Below are 17,631 nucleotides of genomic sequence, written 5' to 3' on the forward strand. Positions count from 1 at the left end.
CGGAACTTGCAGGACCTTTTTCAAGCATTTTTTTGGTTTCGGCGTGAACAACAAGATGAACGGGAATTTGCAGCCGATAATGGGAAGTGATCGTCAACTTCTGTTATCGGCTTGCTGTTTCTCTCACCGCGCCGGAATCTGAACATCCCGGAGATCAATGCTGACGTCCGGATGCAAGGATTGAACAGTACAATCACATAGAAGGAGTGGTACTCTTGAAGAACCAATCCAAGAGAATTTCGTTCGGAAAGATTCCCGATGTTATCGATTCCCCCGACCTGCTGAATATCCAGCTTGAATCGTGGGAAGGATTTTTGCAGAGAGATGCATCCCCGGCGAAGCGCAAGAACAAAGGGCTCCAGTCCGTTTTCAAAATGAATTTTCCTGTGACGGATGCCCGCGAAAATTTCCTTCTCGAGTTTGTGGAATACTATGTCGAGAAAGAAAAATACTCCGTACCCGAATGCGAAGAGCGGGGGTTGACGTATGCCGTTCCTCTGAAGGCGAAGCTTCGTCTCTCCCAGAAGTCGGAAGACGGGAACAGCTTTATCAACACCATTGAACAGGATGTGTATCTCGGCAACCTCCCGACGATGACGCATCGCGGCACGTTCATCATTAACGGTGCCGAGCGGGTTGTCGTAAGCCAGCTTCACCGTTCACCCGGAGTGTTCTTCAGCGAATCCATCCATCCGAACGGAACGCCGATCTTCTCGGCTCGTATTATTCCCTTCCGCGGATCGTGGGTGGAATTCACGACCGACATCAACAACGTGATGTACGCGTACATCGACAGGAAGAAGAAGTTTCCCGTTACCACGCTGCTCCGTGCCCTTGGATATTCCTCCGACGATGAGATACTCGAACTTTTCGGCCTTGTGGAAGAGATCGACATCGCGAAAGTGGATTTGAAAGAGTATGTCGGTCGCGTTATCTGCGGTGACGTAATCGACAAGAAGACGGGCGAAATCTTCATCAATAAAGATGCGGTTCTGACCGAGGATCACATCAAATCCATCAAGAAGTCGAACGTCAAGAAGATTCGCTTCCTGCAGCAACAGGGGAACGAAGTATCCGTTATCGCCAAAACGATCATGAAGGATAGCGTGCGTTCCGAAGAGGACGCCCTCGGCGCCATCTACAAGCAACTCCGTTCCGGCGACGCCCCCGATTTGGAAACCGCCAAAGGGTTGATCGAGCGTCTCTTCTTCAACGAAAAACGCTATGATCTCGGCGATGTCGGGCGCTACCGTATCAACCAGAAACTGAATCTCGATATTCCGACGGCGACAACGACGCTGACCAAACAGGATATCATCGCCATCATCAACTACTTGATTGAGTTGCAGCAGGGGAAGCGTACTGTTGATGATATCGATCATCTCGGCAATCGCCGCGTGCGGACAGTTGGCGAGCAGATTGCCCAGCAGTTCAATATCGGACTTGCGAGAATGGCGCGTACCATTCGCGAGCGTCTCAATGTCCGCGACAGTGAGAACCTGACACCGCAGGATTTGGTGAACGCGAGAACAATCACCAGCGTTATCAATGCGTTCTTCGGTACCAACCCGCTTTCGCAATTTATGGATCAAACGAATCCGCTTGCCGAATTGACAAACAAGCGTCGCATGTCGGCACTTGGCCCGGGCGGTTTAACGCGTGAGCGTGCAGGCTTCGAAGTCCGTGACGTTCACTATACCCACTACGGACGCTTGTGCCCGATCGAGACGCCGGAAGGCCCGAACATCGGCCTCATTTCTTCGCTGTGTATTCATGCACGCGTCAACGAATTCGGCTTTCTCGAAACTCCGTACCGCAAGGTGAAGAACGGCCGTGTGCTTGATGAGATTGAATTTCTGAATGCCGAACAGGAAGATAATTTCACGATCGCACAAGCGAACGCGCCGCTCGACGGCCACGGGCGATTCCAAGGCGATCGTGTGAAGGCGCGGTTTCAGGGCGACTTTCCCGTGGTGAAACCCGATGAAGTGCAGTACATGGACGTTGCGCCGAACCAAATTGTGAGCGCGGCAGCCGGACTCATCCCGTTTCTCGAGCATGACGATGCGAACCGCGCCCTTATGGGCTCGAACATGCAGCGCCAGTCCGTGCCGCTGTTGCGGCCGGAATCGCCGATGGTAGGAACAGGGCTTGAGGAGAAGATCGCGCGCGATTCCCGCTCGCTCATTGTCGCCGAGCGCAGCGGCGTGGTGGATTACGTTGACGCGAGCCGCATTGTTGTTCTTTACGATATTGACGAGACGAGCACGGAGGCTCTCATTTCGTTCGACGATAAGCGTCGTGTCGAGTACAAGTTGACGAAATTCTTCCGAACAAATCAGGACACATGCATCAACCAGCGTGTGGTAGTGAAGCCGGGAGATAAAGTCAGGAAGGGCGATGTTCTTGTGGATGGCCCTGCGACCGAGGAAGGCGAACTTGCTTTAGGCCGCAATGTGCTGGTGGCGTTCATGCCATGGCACGGGTACAATTTTGAGGATGCGATTATTCTGAGCGAGCGAATCGTCTCGCAGGACGTGTTCACCTCAATCCATATTGAGGAGTTCGAACTTCAGGTTCGCGATACCAAACGCGGTGAAGAAGAACTGACAAGGGAAATACCAAACGTCAGCGAGGATGCCACGAAAGATCTCGACGAAAACGGCATTGTCCGTGTCGGTGCCGAAGTTGTCGAGGGCGATATTCTCATCGGAAAGATCACCCCGAAAGGCGAATCGGATCCGACGCCCGAGGAAAAACTGCTCAAGGCAATCTTCGGCGAGAAGGCCGGTGATGTGAAAGATGCATCGCTGAAAGCGCCTCCCGGCATGAAGGGAATTGTGATTGCGACCAAACTCTTCTCCCGCAAGAAGAAGGATGCCGAATCGAAAAAAGAAGACAAACGGAGGAGTGATGCACTCGACCGTCAGCGGCGCAAACTGCTGAGCGACCTCAAAGAGCGTCTCGCCACGAAGCTCGGTCTTTTGCTGGACGGCGAAAAATCCATTGGTGTTCGTGACACAGATGGAAACGTCGTGTTTCGTGCATCAACGCAATTCAAGGCTGATACCTTCCAATCATATGACGATATCGAAAAGCTGGACTTCAATGCCGATTGGGTTGACGACAAGCGGAAGAACACAACTATCACCAAGATTTTTACCAACTACAACGATCGTCTCAACAGTATTGAAGAAGAGTTCCGTCACGAGAAGAACAAGATTCAACTCGGCGATGAGTTGCCTCCCGGCGTTGTTCAACTCGCAAAGGTATACGTGGCGAAGAAACGCAAACTCTCGGTTGGTGATAAGATGGCGGGACGCCACGGAAACAAAGGCGTGGTTTCGCGCATTGTGCCCGTTGCGGATATGCCCTTTTTGCCCGACGGAACCTCTGTTGACATTGTGTTGAATCCGCTCGGAGTTCCTTCGCGTATGAACCTCGGGCAATTGTACGAAACGGCGCTCGGTTGGGCGGCAAAGGTCCTTGATCTCAAGTACGCAACACCGATTTTTGACGGGGCAACATGGGAGGATGTGCAGGGAGAATTGGAGAAAGCAAACCTGAACAAGGGTTCGAAATCCGTTCTCTACGACGGCCGATCGGGCGAGAAGTTCGATCAGGAAGTCACAGTCGGGTACATCTATATGTTGAAGCTTTCGCATCTGGTTGATGACAAAATTCACGCCCGGTCGATCGGGCCTTACTCGCTCATCACGCAACAGCCCCTCGGCGGCAAGGCGCAGTTTGGCGGCCAGCGCTTCGGGGAAATGGAAGTGTGGGCACTTGAAGGCTACGGCGCTTCGCACGTTTTGCAGGAGATGCTGACCGTAAAAAGCGACGACGTTTCTGGCCGTGCAAAAGTGTACGAGGCAATCGTTAAAGGCGAAAACCTGCCGGAAGCAAATATTCCGGAATCGTTCAACGTCCTGGTCCGGGAACTTATGGGTCTCGGCCTCGACGTGAAGTTGGATTAGACTTTGTGAGAAACGAAACCCCCTCCCGCTTCGGTGGCGGGAGGGGGAACTCACACGAATTTGTTTGGAGGATATACCATGGCATTTGGAAGCCACGACAGAGACACACGCAAGAACTTCTCCAGGATCATTATCAGCCTCGCATCCAGCGATATGATTCTGCAGCGGTCGCACGGCGAAGTGACCAAACCGGAAACGATCAACTATCGTTCGTTCCGCCCGGAAAAGGACGGTCTCTTCTGCGAAAAGATTTTTGGCCCGGTACGCGATTGGGAATGTCATTGCGGCAAGTACAAACGCATTCGTTATCGCGGTATTATCTGCGACCGGTGCGGTGTTGAAGTAACACAAAAAAGCGTACGCCGCGAGCGCATGGGGCATATCGCCCTCGCCGTACCCATTGTGCATATCTGGTACTTCCGTTCGCTGCCATCGAAGATCGGGTACATTCTCGGGATGACAACCAAGGATTTGGAGAAAGTCATCTATTACGAATCCTATATCGTCATTAATCCGGGTACATCCGGTTTGCAGAGGAAGGACTTGATTTCGGAAGATCAGTACTTTGAAATTCTCTCGACGTTACCCGACAACAACGATCATCTTGAGCCGACCGACAAGCGCAGGTTTGTCGCGAAAATCGGCGGGGAGGCAATCAAGGATCTGTTGAAGCAGGTTGATATTCCGACACTCTCCGCCGAGTTGCGCGCGCAAATCCTCGAGGAAACATCCGTCCAGAAGAAGCAGGATGCACTGAAGCGCCTCCGTGTTGTGGAAGCATTTCGCGAACGTGAAGACGGACCGCTGAATAAACCCGAATGGATGGTCCTTGATATTATCCCGGTTATCCCGCCCGAGTTGCGCCCGCTGGTTCCGCTCGAAGGTGGCCGCTTTGCAACGTCTGACCTGAACGACTTGTATCGTCGGGTGATTATCCGCAACAACCGTCTCAAACGGCTTATTGATATCAAGGCGCCGGATGTCATTCTGCGCAACGAAAAGAGAATGCTGCAGGAAGCTGTTGACTCGCTGTTCGATAATTCGCGCCGCGTGAATGCGGTTCGCAGCGACAACAACAGGGCCCTCAAATCATTGTCGGATATGTTGAAAGGAAAGCAAGGCCGCTTCCGCCAGAACCTGCTCGGCAAGCGTGTTGACTACTCGGGCCGCTCGGTGATCGTTGTCGGGCCGGAACTCCAGTTGCATCAATGCGGTATTCCGAAGGACATGGCAGTTGAATTGTTCAAGCCTTTCATTATCCGCAAGCTGATCGAGCGCGGCATTGTGAAGACAGTGAAGAGCGCAAAAAAAATGGTGGATAAGAAGGGCCATGAGGTGTGGGAAATTCTCGAGGGTATCATCGACGGCCATCCGGTGTTGCTGAACCGCGCCCCGACTCTGCACCGACTTGGTATCCAGGCATTCCAGCCCGTGCTTGTGGAAGGGAAGGCAATCCGCATCCATCCGATGGTTACGACGGCATTTAACGCCGACTTCGACGGCGACCAGATGGCTGTGCACGTTCCTCTTTCATTCGATGCACAGCTTGAAGCGCGAATTCTGATGCTGTCGAGCCATAACATTCTTTCGCCTGCCTCCGGGGCTCCCATTGTCAATCCGACACAGGATCAGGTTCTGGGTTGCTACTATCTTACAAAATCGAAAGAGGGAGAAGTCGGGCATGGATTGGTTTTTTCCGATCTGTCCGAAGTTATTATTGCTTACAACTACGGAAAAGTCGGGCTTCATGCGCGTATCAAAGTCCGCATCAACGGCAAGCTCGTTGAAACGACAACGGGAAGGGTGATCTTCAACCAGATCGTTCCGAGGGAACTCGGTTTCATCAATGAGTTGCTCAACAAGAAGCGCCTCGTGCAAATTATTGCGGCATCCTTCAGGAAGGTCGGAAATTTGACGACGGCGGAATTTCTTGACAGACTAAAGGAACTCGGCTTCCGTTATGCAACCGCAGGCGGTTTGTCCGTGAGCCTCGAGGATGTTCAGGTGCCGAAAGAGAAAGAGGAGATCATTTCAAAAGCACAGAAGAACGTTGATGAAGTATACTCGCAATATACACGCGGCTTCATTACCAACGGTGAGCGATACAACAAAGTAATCGATATCTGGACACGGGCAACGACGCGTGTCGCGGAGAAGTTGTTCGAGTCGCTGCAGCACTCCGCAAGCGGCTTCAATTCGTTGTACATGATGGTGGATTCCGGCGCCCGCGGTTCACGGGAACAGGTGCGCCAGCTTGCCGGGATGCGCGGGTTGATGGCGAAGCCGCAGAAATCCCTTTCCGGGGCAACAGGAGAACTGATCGAAAACCCGATCATTGCAAACTTCCGTGAAGGACTTTCAATCCTCGAGTACTTCATTTCGACACACGGTGCACGCAAAGGCCTGGCGGACACGGCTTTGAAAACAGCGGACGCGGGATATCTGACCCGCCGGCTTGTTGATGTTGCCCAGGACGCGATCATCAAAGACGAGGATTGCGGAACAATCCGCGGAGTAGTTACCGGCGCCTTGAAAGAAGGCGAGGATGTGAAAGAGCCTCTCGGCGAACGCATTTTGGGACGCGTCACAGTGAATGATGTTGTTGACCCGCTCACGGGTCAGACCATCCTCGAAGCCGGTGAAATGATTGATGAGGAACGAGCGCATCGTATCGGTGAAACATCTATTGAAACCGTCGAAATCCGTTCTGTTCTAACCTGTGAAGCACGACGCGGCATCTGTGCCCGTTGCTACGGGCGTAACCTGAGTACCGGGAAGCTGGTTCAAGTCGGCGAAACTGTCGGGATTATTGCCGCACAGTCCATCGGCGAGCCGGGAACCCAGTTGACACTCCGTACCTTCCACACGGGAGGCGCAGCAAGCTTGAGTGCTTCGCAATCGCAAGTTGCCTCGAAGTTCGAGGGAACTCTCCACTACGAGGGAATCAAATTCCTTACTGTTGACGGCGACGAAGGCTCCCGCATTATTGTGACCGGACGCAGCGGCATCGTCAATGTGCTCGACCGCGACAATCGCATGCTCACGAAGTATGATGTTCCGTATGGCGCAGTATTATTGATGAAGGATGGTGCGAAGATCGCGAAAGGGGAAATCATATATGAGTGGGATCCCTACAACGCCGTTATCATTACCGAGCATCCGGGCCGTATCAAGTACCATGACCTGAAAGAAAACGTCACATACCGTGAGGAACCCGATGAGCAAACGGGCCACATTCAAAAAGTTGTTATAGATTCCCGTGATCGGACTCTGAGTCCGAGTATCGTCATTACGGATGCCAAGGGAAAGAAGTCGGCAAGTTATATTATTCCCACCCGGGCGCACATCATAGTGGATGACGGGCAGGAAATCGGGGCCGGAACCGTGCTTGTCAAGATCCCGCGGGATATCGGAAAGAACCGTGACATTACGGGCGGTTTGCCTCGCGTTACCGAATTGTTCGAAGCTCGCAGCCCGCAAGACCCGGCAATCGTATCGGAAGTGGACGGCGTCGTGAGCTTCGGAGCACAGAAGCGGGGATCGAGGGAGGTAGTCGTAACCAGCCATGACGGAAAAGATATCCGCAAATATCCCGTTCCGCTCGGCAAGCACGTTCTCGTGCAGGAAAACGACATGGTACGGGCCGGCGAGCGCTTGTCCGACGGTTCTATCGACCCGCATGACATTCTCCGCATCAAGGGTGTTCGTGAAGTGCAGGAGTATCTCGTCAACGAAATTCAGGAAGTGTACCGCATCCAAGGCGTGAAGATCAATGACAAGCATATTGAAGTGATCGTTCGGCAGATGATGCAAAAACTTCGCGTGACAAATTCCGGTGACACGAAATTCCTGGAAGGCGACTATGTCGATAAGCTGAAGTTCGAACAGGAGAACGAGGAATTACGCGACAAGGTGGTCATCATCAGCAAGGGCGATTCGAAATTCAAGAACGGTCAGATTCAATTGAAGAAGAAAGTGCGGGAGACGAACGGCGAACTCCGAAAGAAGTCCAAGAAAGTAATCGAGTACAAAGATGCAGAACCGGCAACATCCGAACCGGTATTGTTGGGTATCACCTCAGCAGCACTTTCAACAGACAGCTTCATCTCCGCAGCATCATTCCAGGAGACAACCAAGGTGCTGACCGACGCCGCCATTGAAGGACGTGTTGATAGTCTCTTGGGTCTCAAGGAGAATGTAATCATGGGCCACCTGATACCCGCAGGTACGGGCCTGAAGTACTTCAAAGATATCCTTGTTACACCCAAGGATACCGAAGATGTTGTTGAAGAACAGGTGGAAGAAACGCCTGCAAAGAAAGGCAAGTCAAAAGAAAAAGCGGCTGTCATATAACCACCAACCCTGCGCGGTTGAGTTAATAATTTCTAATGTGATGTGGAGATGGCCCATTGTTGACTATATCACACGCATTTGCTATCTTTAAAAGCTTGAAATTTACAGTCCCGCACGAGTTAGTTCAACGGAGTACTTTTTGCCAACTATCAACCAGTTAGTTCGCAAGAGCCGGAAGAAGGTAACATACAAATCCAAGGCTCCTGCAATGGATAAAAGCCCCCAAAAGAGGGGGGTATGTACCCGCGTCTACACGACGACGCCAAAGAAGCCGAATTCTGCACTTCGGAAAGTCGCCCGTGTACGCTTGACAAACGGAATAGAAGTAACGGCATATATACCGGGTGAAGGACACAATCTGCAGGAACACTCTATTGTGATGATCCGGGGCGGACGTGTGAAGGATTTGCCCGGAGTCCGGTACCATATCATTCGCGGAACCCTTGATACAGCAGGCGTTGCCGACCGGAAACAAGCCCGTTCGAAATACGGTGCAAAAAGAGCAAAATCATAACCTAAGTCAGAAGTCGCTGTGAGAAAAAAGAGAGCAGAAAAACGTCCGACGATGCCGGACCCCCGATATAACGATGTATTTGTTTCTCAGTTCATCAATTCGGTGATGAAGCAGGGGAGGAAACACACAGCCCGGCGTATCATGTATGATGCCCTTGCGTTGGTTGAAGAGAGAACAAAGAATCCGGGCCTTGATGTATTCCGAAAGGCAATGAGTAATGTTCGGCCCGTCTTGGAAGTCCGGGCGAGACGAGTTGGCGGCGCTACCTATCAGGTTCCCACTGAGGTCCGTTCGGACCGGAGTGTGGCTCTCGCCATCCGATGGCTTATCAACTATGCGAGCGACAGAAAAGACAAATCGATGGCGCAGAAACTCGCAGCCGAGTTCATAGCAGCCTCAAACGGCGAAGGAAGCGCGATCAAAAAGAAGGAAGACGTCCACAAGATGGCTGAAGCAAACAAAGCGTTTGCTCACTTCAAGTGGTAAGGAAGGTGCAGAGAGTTACAAGTTTATGCCAAGACAGTATCCCTTAGAACGTACACGCAACATCGGAATCAGTGCCCACATTGATGCCGGCAAGACTACCACGACGGAACGCATCCTGTTCTATACAGGAGTTCTGCATCGCATCGGTGAAGTCCATGACGGCGCCGCGACGATGGATTGGATGGAGCAAGAGAAGGAACGCGGTATCACGATTACATCAGCGGCGACAACGTGTTTCTGGAACAATCACCGCATTAATATCATTGATACACCGGGCCACGTCGACTTCACAGCTGAAGTCGAACGCTCGTTACGCGTGCTTGATGGTGCCATAGCCCTGTTCTGTTCTGTCGGAGGTGTTGAACCCCAGTCGGAAACCGTTTGGCGTCAGATGGATAAGTATGGCGTACCGCGCATCGCCTTTGTCAACAAGATGGACAGAGTCGGTGCCGATTTCCTTGGATGCGTCGATATGATGAAAGAGCGTCTCGGGGCAAATGCGGTTCCGATCCAACTTCCCGTGGGTGAAGGCGATCTGTTTACCGGGATCATCGACCTCGTTACGATGAAAGCGCGGATGTACAAAGATACCACGGGGCAGAACTGGGAGGACATGGATATTCCTCACGATATGGAGGCGAAAGCTGCCGAGTGGAGAACCAAGATGCTCGAGGCTGTGTCCGACGAGGATGATACGTTGCTGGAGAATTATCTCGAAGGGAAGGAGATCACTCCGAAGGAAATCATGACGGTGCTTCGTCGTGCAGCGTTGAAGGTCAGTATCATTCCGGTGCTCTGCGGATCGTCATTCAAGAACAAAGGCGTTCAATCGCTTCTCGATTCTGTCATTAACTATCTTCCTTCTCCTCTCGACCTGAATGAAGGAAAGGTAGACGGACACCACGTGAATATGAACGACCATATCTCGCGGAAAGTCAGCGACAACGAGAAGTTCAGCGCCCTTGCTTTTAAGATTATGACGGATCCGTTTGTCGGCAAACTGACGTACTTTCGCGTGTACTCAGGGACTTTGAAGGCCGGATCGTACGTGTACAATCCGATCTCCGAAAAGAAAGAGCGCATCAGCCGCATTCTTCGTATGCACGCAAATACACGTGAAGATGTGGACATAGCGTACGCAGGCGATATCTGCGCTGCCGTTGGTTTGAAGTTTACAAAGACGGGCGACACGTTGTGTGATGAGAGTGACCCTATCGTTCTTGAGAAGATGACGTTCCCCGAGCCGGTTATCCATGTTGCGATCGAGCCGAAGACCAAGGCTGATCAGGAAAAGATGGGCGAGGCCCTTTCGAAATTGTCGGAAGAAGATCCGACGTTCCGCGTATCTACAAATGAAGAAACGGGCCAGACCATTATCAGCGGAATGGGCGAGTTGCATCTTGAGATCATTGTCGACCGTATGAAGCGTGAGTTCCGCGTTGAAGCGAACATCGGCAAGCCGCAGGTTGCCTACAAAGAAACCATCCGGAAGAAGGTGCAAGCCGAAGGGAAATTCGTTCGCCAATCCGGCGGTCGCGGTCAGTTCGGTCACGTATGGCTTGAAATCGAGCCGAACGAAAAAGGCAAAGGATTCGAGTTTACAAATGCCATTGTTGGCGGCGTCGTTCCGAAGGAGTATATCAGGCCGGTGGAGCAGGGTATCGTTGAGGCGATGAAGAATGGTGTGCTTGCAGGGTATCCGGTCGAGGATGTAAAAGTCAAGTTGTTCGATGGCTCTTATCACGATGTCGACTCGTCGGAAATGGCCTTCAAGATTGCCGGTTCGATGGGTTTCAAAGAAGGGGCCCGCAAAGCAAATCCCGTTATTCTCGAGCCGGTCATGGCGGTCGAAGTGGTGACGCCCGAAGAGTATATGGGTGATGTGATGGGAGATTTAAATTCACGCCGGGGCAAGATTGAGGGGATGACGCCGCGGAAGGATGCGCAAGTGATTCGCGCAATGGTTCCGCTGTCGGAAATGTTCGGCTACTCGACCACGTTGCGTTCGATGACGCAGGGTCGTGCGATCTACTCGATGGAGATCTCACACTATGATGAGACTCCGAAGAGTGTGTCGGAGCAGATCATCGAAAAGATCAAAGGCAAGGAAACAGTTCCTGCATAACTAAGAGACTAACAATACCCCTTATCTAGTCAAGAGGAGAACACAATGGCAAAAGAGAAATTCAATCGTGCAAAGCCTCACCTGAATGTGGGTACCATCGGCCACGTTGACCATGGTAAGACCACACTCACGGCAGCGATCACCATGGTCCTTGCAAAAAAGGGTTTGTCCGAAATCCGCACATTCGATTCGATCGACAATGCGCCCGAAGAGCGCGAACGCGGTATCACGATTGCAACTGCGCACGTTGAGTATCAGACGGCAAACCGGCACTATGCTCACGTTGACTGCCCCGGTCACGCTGACTATGTGAAGAATATGATCACAGGTGCGGCTCAGATGGACGGCGCAATCCTTGTTGTCGCCGCGACGGATGGCCCCATGCCGCAGACACGCGAGCACATTCTGCTTGCCCGTCAGGTGGGCGTGCCCAAAATTGTTGTGTTCATGAACAAGGTGGATGCCGTTGACGACCCCGAGCTTCTCGACCTCGTAGAGCTCGAGCTCCGCGACCTTCTGAAGAAGTATGAATTCCCCGGCGACGAAATTCCCATCGTGCGCGGATCTGCACTGAAAGCGATGGAGGCAGCATTGAAGCCTGATGTGAAGGTCGACGATCCCGCGTTCAAGTGCATCATGGAATTGATGGATGCTGTGGATTCCTATGTGCCCGTTCCGCAGCGTGATGTTGACAAGCCGTTCCTGATGCCGATTGAAGACGTGTTTTCGATTACCGGTCGCGGTACGGTTGGTACGGGCCGTTGCGAGCGCGGCAGGGCAAAGGTTGGCGACGAAGTCGAAATTGTCGGCCTTGGCGCACATATGAAGTCGGTCATTACCGGTGCTGAAATGTTCCGCAAGGAACTTGATGAAGTTGTTGCAGGCGACAACGCAGGCCTTCTGCTTCGCGGTGTGGACAAGAAAGACCTTGAACGCGGAATGGTTCTTGCAAAACCCGGTTCCATCACCCCGCACAAGAAGTTTTCGGCCCAAGTGTACGTATTGAAGAAAGAAGAAGGTGGCCGTCACACGCCGTTCTTCAGCGGATACCGTCCGCAGTTCTACTTCCGCACAACGGACGTGACCGGTGTTGCAACCCTTCCGGGCGGAACCGAGATGATTATGCCTGGCGACAATGTTGACGGTATGAGTATTGAACTCATTACCACCATCGCTATGGAAGAAGGCTTGCGGTTTGCTATTCGCGAAGGCGGACACACTGTCGGCGCGGGTGTTGTAACAAAGATTATCGAATAAAATCACGGTGGTGAGGCCGGGCTCGGTCTCACCGCTTTTGTTTAGAGAAACGGAGTGTACCATTGGCCGGGCAAAAGATTCGCATAAAGCTTAAGTCGTTCGACCACAACCTGATCGACAAGTCTGCGGAGAAGATCATCAAGACTGTAAGGTCAACAGGCGCTGTGGTTTCAGGCCCGATACCGTTACCCACGAAGCGTACGGTGTATACTGTGCTTCGATCTCCTCACGTTGACAAAAAGTCGAGAGAGCAATTTGAGACGCGTGCTCACAAACGCCTCATTGATATACTCAACTCGACCAACAAGACAGTCGACTCCTTGATGAAGCTTGATTTACCCGCGGGCGTCGACGTCGAGATCAAAGTGTAACTCTTTTTGACAATTTGGTACGAGTGTAATCTCGTAAGGGTTCTTGCGGGAAGTGGACGTTTGTGCCGCTGCGCAACCGACAAGAGTGGTGTATCTTTATTTGGATGCTATCATGACAGGACTATTAGGAAAAAAGATTGGGATGACCAGTATCTTCGATGATGCAGGTCAGGTGATTCCCTGTACAGTTATCGAGGCCGGGCCGTGCTTTGTCACGCAGGTCAAAACCAAAGAGCGTGACGGATATGAAGCGGTGCAGTTGGGCTTCGATCAGAAAGCCGAACGCCTTGCCAACAAGCCGATGAGCGGCCATTTTGCAAAGGCGAACACTAAGCCGGTGCGCATCGTGCGTGAGTTTCGCGGTAATGGTGTTTCCGAGGTTCAGCCCGGACAGGAAATCAAGGTCGAGGCCGTCTTTACAAAAGGCGACACAGTGTCGATCATCGGAACGTCGAAGGGCCGGGGCTTCCAGGGCGTCGTGAAGCGTCATCATTTCGGCGGCGGATTTCGCACGCACGGTCAAAGCGATCGTGAACGGGCGCCGGGATCCATCGGGTCATCGTCGTATCCGTCGCGCGTGTTCAAAGGATTGCGAATGGCAGGGCGCATGGGTGGCGAGCAGGTGACTGTAAGAAATCTCAAGGTTGTTGGCGTTATTCCCGATTCGAACCTCTTGCTCGTCAAGGGATCGGTACCCGGCGCAATTAACGGGTATGTTGAGATTCATAAGGTTGTTGCACACTAATCGAACGAGATTGAGATGGAATTAGAAGTCTATAAGAAAGACGGATCGAAGAGTGGCGAAATGGTAAAGCTCTCGCCCGATGTCTTTGGTATCGAACCGAGCCAGCATGCAATCTACATGGCTGTGCGTTCGTATCTCGACAACCAGCGTCAAGGAACGCACAAGGTGAAAACTCGCGCTGAAGTACGCGGTGGCGGAAAAAAACCATTCAAGCAAAAAGGCACCGGCAATGCCCGCCAGGGAACATCTCGATCTCCCGTAATGACCGGCGGCGGTTCGATTTTTGGACCGAAGCCGCGTGATTATTCGAATGAGTTGCCGGCACAAATGAAGAAGTTGGCGCGCAAGTCGGCTCTCTCCGCGAAAGCAAAAGAAGGCCAGATCAAGGTTGTCGAGGATTTCTCGTTCGAAGGCCCCAAAACGAAAGAGATGGCTGCTGTTCTGAAGGCGCTGCAGTTGGATTCAAGCAAGACTCTGGTACTGACGGCAACCGGCGATGTGAACGTCTACAAGTCGGGACGAAACATCCCGCGTGTTCAAGTGCTTCGTGCGGACAAGGCGTCGACTTATGATCTGGTGAACAACCAGGTGATCTTGTTCCAGAAGAGCGCCGTGGAAGTTCTTCATAACACATTCAAGCAATAAGAGAGAACGTTATGGTAGGGATTCTGAAGCGCCCCATTGTTACGGAAAAGCTGACTGCAATGCAGGACAAAGGTGTGTACGCGTTCGAGGTGGAAAAGGACGCGAACAAGATTTCGATTCAGAAGGCAGTCGAGAAGAAATTCAACGTTACCGTTTTGAGCGTACGCACAGCTACGCACAAGGGAAAAGCAAAGTCGCAGATGACACGGCGGGGACGTTTTGCCGGCCGTACGTCGAGCTGGAAAAAAGCGTATGTGCGGCTGAAGGAAGGCGACAAGATTGAATTCTTCCAGAACGTGTAAGTGAACGCTGTAACATCCGAAAGTTGAACTATGGCAATTCGTAAACTCAAACCAATGACGGCAGGAACCCGATGGATGTCGGTGTCCGATTTTGCCACTATCACGAAGTCGCGACCCGAAAAGCGTCTGCTTGAACCGCTGCGTAAATCGGGCGGCCGGAACAATACGGGGCGTATTACCTCACGCCACCGGGGCGGCGGGCACAAACAGATGTATCGCATCATCGATTTCAAACGCAACAAGTTCGGGATGGATGCCAAGGTTGTGGCGATCGAATACGACCCGAACCGTACCTCGCGCATCGCGTTGCTCCAGTATGCCGATGGTGAGAAGCGATACATCATCGCTGCAGATGGCGTGAAAGTTGGCGAAGTATTGCGCTCAGGAGCAGATGCGGAAATCAAGAACGGTAATGCCATGCCGCTTGCGAACATTCCGCCCGGTACGTTCGTGCATAACATTGAGTTGCGTCCCGGAAAGGGCGCACAACTGGCACGCAGCGCCGGAGCATCGGTACAGTTGATGGCAAAGGAAGGAAAGTTTGCGCAGTTGCGTCTCCCTTCGGGGGAAGTCAGGAATGTTCGTGCAGAGTGCATGGCAACCATCGGAATGGTCAGCAATCCCGAGCATGAGAACCTCAGCCTCGGCAAAGCGGGACGCTCACGGTGGCTGGGTATTCGCCCCCAGTCACGCGGCGTAGTCCAGAACCCCGTCGATCACCCGCACGGGGGTGGCGAGGGTAAATCGCCGCAAGGCAATCCGCACCCGGTGTCGCCGTGGGGCTGGCATACCAAGGGTAAGAAGACACGTTGGAGAAAGAATCCGACAAGCAAGTTTATCGTCAAGCGCAGAAAGTAATTCTAAACTTAGGAAAAGCAGAGCATGAGTCGTTCGCTCAAGAAAGGCCCGTTTGTCAGCGTGAAGCTGCAGGAAAAAGTTGCGGCACTGAACAAGTCCAACCAAAAGAAGGTTGTCAAGACCTGGTCGCGTGCATCCACAATCACCCCTGATTTTGTCGGCCACACGTTTGCCGTGCATAACGGCAACAAATTCATCCCGGTGTATGTGCATGAGGGAATGGTCGGACACAAACTCGGTGAGTTCGCCCCGACACGTATCTTCAGGGTTCACCCGGGCGTGAAGAAGGAAGAATCGTCGAAAGCCGGTTGACAGATAAACGAAAAGAATCCTCAGGAAATTTCATCTTATGGAAGCTCGAGCAATCAATAGATATATCGGAACGTCACCGCGGAAGATGCGGCTGGTGATTGATTTGATACGCGGAAAGTCTGTCGACCAGGCATTGCACATTCTCCACTTTTCACCGAAACATGCTGCACGAACGGCCGAGAAGGTGCTTCGTTCCGCTGTCTCGAATCTGCAAAACAAGGATGAAGGCGGACGTCTGGAAACCTCCGACATGGTAGTGAAAGAGGCGTTCGTCGATGGCGGCATGACGATGAAGCGCATCAGTCCGGCACCGATGGGCCGTGCCTACCGCATCCGCAAGCGCTCGAATCACGTGACGATTGTAGTGCAGGGCGAAAAGCACGCCGCCAAACCTGCGGCAAAGCCGAAGGCAACGAAAGCAAAGACGGCAACACCCGAACCGGCTTCGGCTGAAGCAAAGCCGAAGAAAACCAAGAAAACGGAACCTGCAGCCGAAAAACCGAAGACCCGCACTAAAAAAGCGTCTTCGAAAGAAAAAGACAAAGAGTAATCCCGCTAAGGAGGAACATTGGGACAGAAAGTTAATCCGATTGGTTTGAGATTGGGAATCATCCGCTCGTGGGATTCCAACTGGTACGATGACAAGTCGTTCTCCGGAAAAATCCAGGAGGATGCAACAATTCGCAACTACGTTCGGAACCGTCTCAAAAAAGCGGGCATCTCAAAAATTCTGATCGAACGGACTCCCAAGCGTGCCGTCATTACCATCAATACCTCACGTCCCGGTATTGTGATCGGGCGGAGCGGAAAAGAAATCTCACAGTTGGAAGAGGAATTGAAGAAGATTACAAACAAAGAAGTCAAAATCCTCATCAACGAAATCAAACGACCCGAGCTCGATGCATATCTCCTCGCGGAAAATATTGCACAGCAACTTGAAGGACGTATCGCGTTTCGTCGTGCGATGAAGAACGGTATTACGGCTGCTATGAGAATGGGAGCCGAGGGTGTGCGTGTGATGACGTCGGGTCGGTTGGGAGGAGCTGAAATGGCGCGGCGCGAACAATACAAGGAAGGCCGTATACCTCTGCATACACTGCGCGCCGACATCGATTATGCAACAGCAACTGCACGAACAGTGTACGGTGCCATCGGTGTAAAGGTGTGGATTTGCAAGGGCGAAGTGATCGGTAAAGGCGACTCCCAGCAGTCACTCGCTCGTAAAAGTCAGTAAGGAGTAGAATGTCATGTTGATGCCCAAGAGAGTGAAATTTCGAAAACAGCAGCGCGGACGAATGCGCGGGAAATCGACCCGCGGGTCGAACGTGGATTTCGGTGACTTCGGATTGAAGGCCCTCGAACCGGGCTGGATCACCCAGCGCCAAATTGAAGCAGCTCGTGTAGCGTTGACGCGTATGATGAAACGCGAAGGGAAAGTCTGGATTCGCATCTTCCCCGACAAACCGGTGACAAAGAAGCCCGCGGAAACACGAATGGGTTCCGGAAAAGGCGCGCCGGAATACTGGGTGGCAGTTGTCAAGCCGGGACGGATCATGTTTGAGGTCGGCGGAACCTCAAAGGCCGTTGCCGTTGAAGCGTTATCGTTGGCTTCGCACAAGTTGCCCATCAAAACCAAAATCAGTGTACGCCCCGATTACGGAACGAGTTCGGCGGTTTAACACAGGG

15 protein-coding genes are annotated in these 17,631 nt (G+C 52.4%); all 15 read left to right on the forward strand.

The window, feature by feature from the left end; all coding sequences use genetic code 11:
* Positions 1-206: 206 nt before the first annotated feature.
* The 15 genes from rpoB (at position 207) to rplP (ending at position 17,624) form a co-directional block, all read left to right on the forward strand.
* Positions 207-3,977: a DNA-directed RNA polymerase subunit beta gene (gene rpoB / locus KF749_05500; GenBank protein MBX2990607.1), complete on the forward strand. Its 3,771-nt coding sequence runs from the start codon at positions 207-209 to the stop codon at positions 3,975-3,977.
* 78 nt (positions 3,978-4,055) lie between these two features.
* Positions 4,056-8,330 (forward strand): DNA-directed RNA polymerase subunit beta', encoded by a 4,275-nt coding sequence (gene rpoC, locus KF749_05505; protein ID MBX2990608.1) that lies wholly within the window; start codon positions 4,056-4,058, stop codon positions 8,328-8,330.
* Between the two features lie 139 nt (positions 8,331-8,469).
* Complete coding sequence (gene rpsL, locus KF749_05510; GenBank protein MBX2990609.1) at positions 8,470-8,844, forward strand: 30S ribosomal protein S12; 375 nt, start codon at positions 8,470-8,472, stop codon at positions 8,842-8,844.
* An 18-nt stretch (positions 8,845-8,862) separates the two neighbouring features.
* Entirely contained in the window at positions 8,863-9,330 is a 468-nt protein-coding gene (gene rpsG, locus KF749_05515; GenBank protein ID MBX2990610.1) for a 30S ribosomal protein S7, read from the forward strand.
* 25 nt (positions 9,331-9,355) lie between these two features.
* Entirely contained in the window at positions 9,356-11,455 is a 2,100-nt protein-coding gene (fusA, locus tag KF749_05520; protein MBX2990611.1) for an elongation factor G, read from the forward strand.
* 45 nt (positions 11,456-11,500) lie between these two features.
* The gene (tuf, locus tag KF749_05525; protein ID MBX2990612.1) at positions 11,501-12,712 is read left to right on the forward strand and encodes an elongation factor Tu; all 1,212 of its coding nucleotides are present in this window, start codon (positions 11,501-11,503) and stop codon (positions 12,710-12,712) included.
* Between the two features lie 62 nt (positions 12,713-12,774).
* Positions 12,775-13,083, forward strand: coding sequence for a 30S ribosomal protein S10 (gene rpsJ / locus KF749_05530; GenBank protein ID MBX2990613.1), 309 nt, complete (start codon positions 12,775-12,777; stop codon positions 13,081-13,083).
* A gap of 112 nt (positions 13,084-13,195) precedes the next feature.
* Positions 13,196-13,828, forward strand: a complete 633-nt coding sequence (gene rplC / locus KF749_05535) for a 50S ribosomal protein L3 (GenBank protein MBX2990614.1) — start codon at positions 13,196-13,198, stop codon at positions 13,826-13,828.
* A gap of 15 nt (positions 13,829-13,843) precedes the next feature.
* Positions 13,844-14,473 (forward strand): 50S ribosomal protein L4, encoded by a 630-nt coding sequence (gene rplD / locus KF749_05540; GenBank protein ID MBX2990615.1) that lies wholly within the window; start codon positions 13,844-13,846, stop codon positions 14,471-14,473.
* An 11-nt stretch (positions 14,474-14,484) separates the two neighbouring features.
* Positions 14,485-14,775: a 50S ribosomal protein L23 gene (rplW, locus tag KF749_05545; protein ID MBX2990616.1), complete on the forward strand. Its 291-nt coding sequence runs from the start codon at positions 14,485-14,487 to the stop codon at positions 14,773-14,775.
* A gap of 30 nt (positions 14,776-14,805) precedes the next feature.
* Positions 14,806-15,633 carry a 50S ribosomal protein L2 gene (gene rplB / locus KF749_05550; protein MBX2990617.1) on the forward strand — a complete coding sequence of 276 codons (828 nt, stop codon included), beginning with the start codon at positions 14,806-14,808 and terminating at the stop codon, positions 15,631-15,633.
* A gap of 24 nt (positions 15,634-15,657) precedes the next feature.
* Positions 15,658-15,945, forward strand: a complete 288-nt coding sequence (gene rpsS / locus KF749_05555; GenBank protein ID MBX2990618.1) for a 30S ribosomal protein S19 — start codon at positions 15,658-15,660, stop codon at positions 15,943-15,945.
* 37 nt (positions 15,946-15,982) lie between these two features.
* Entirely contained in the window at positions 15,983-16,495 is a 513-nt protein-coding gene (gene rplV / locus KF749_05560) for a 50S ribosomal protein L22 (protein MBX2990619.1), read from the forward strand.
* Positions 16,496-16,513: 18 nt separating this feature from the next.
* Positions 16,514-17,179 (forward strand): 30S ribosomal protein S3, encoded by a 666-nt coding sequence (gene rpsC / locus KF749_05565; GenBank protein ID MBX2990620.1) that lies wholly within the window; start codon positions 16,514-16,516, stop codon positions 17,177-17,179.
* 13 nt (positions 17,180-17,192) lie between these two features.
* Entirely contained in the window at positions 17,193-17,624 is a 432-nt protein-coding gene (gene rplP, locus KF749_05570) for a 50S ribosomal protein L16 (GenBank protein ID MBX2990621.1), read from the forward strand.
* The last annotated feature ends 7 nt before the right edge of the window (positions 17,625-17,631 follow it).

The organism is Bacteroidota bacterium (assembly GCA_019637975.1).
Classification (GTDB): domain Bacteria; phylum Bacteroidota; class Ignavibacteria; order UBA10030; family UBA6906; genus CAADGV01.

Coding starts and splice junctions, on each gene's coding strand:
- rpoC (MBX2990608.1), top strand. CDS start 4,056: ATGGCATTTGGAAGCCACGACAGAGACACACGCAAGAACTTCTCCAGG.
- rplW (MBX2990616.1), top strand. CDS start 14,485: ATGGTAGGGATTCTGAAGCGCCCCATTGTTACGGAAAAGCTGACTGCA.
- rplC (MBX2990614.1), top strand. CDS start 13,196: ATGACAGGACTATTAGGAAAAAAGATTGGGATGACCAGTATCTTCGAT.
- rplP (MBX2990621.1), top strand. CDS start 17,193: ATGTTGATGCCCAAGAGAGTGAAATTTCGAAAACAGCAGCGCGGACGA.
- rpsS (MBX2990618.1), top strand. CDS start 15,658: ATGAGTCGTTCGCTCAAGAAAGGCCCGTTTGTCAGCGTGAAGCTGCAG.
- fusA (MBX2990611.1), top strand. CDS start 9,356: ATGCCAAGACAGTATCCCTTAGAACGTACACGCAACATCGGAATCAGT.
- rplB (MBX2990617.1), top strand. CDS start 14,806: ATGGCAATTCGTAAACTCAAACCAATGACGGCAGGAACCCGATGGATG.
- rplD (MBX2990615.1), top strand. CDS start 13,844: ATGGAATTAGAAGTCTATAAGAAAGACGGATCGAAGAGTGGCGAAATG.
- tuf (MBX2990612.1), top strand. CDS start 11,501: ATGGCAAAAGAGAAATTCAATCGTGCAAAGCCTCACCTGAATGTGGGT.
- rplV (MBX2990619.1), top strand. CDS start 15,983: ATGGAAGCTCGAGCAATCAATAGATATATCGGAACGTCACCGCGGAAG.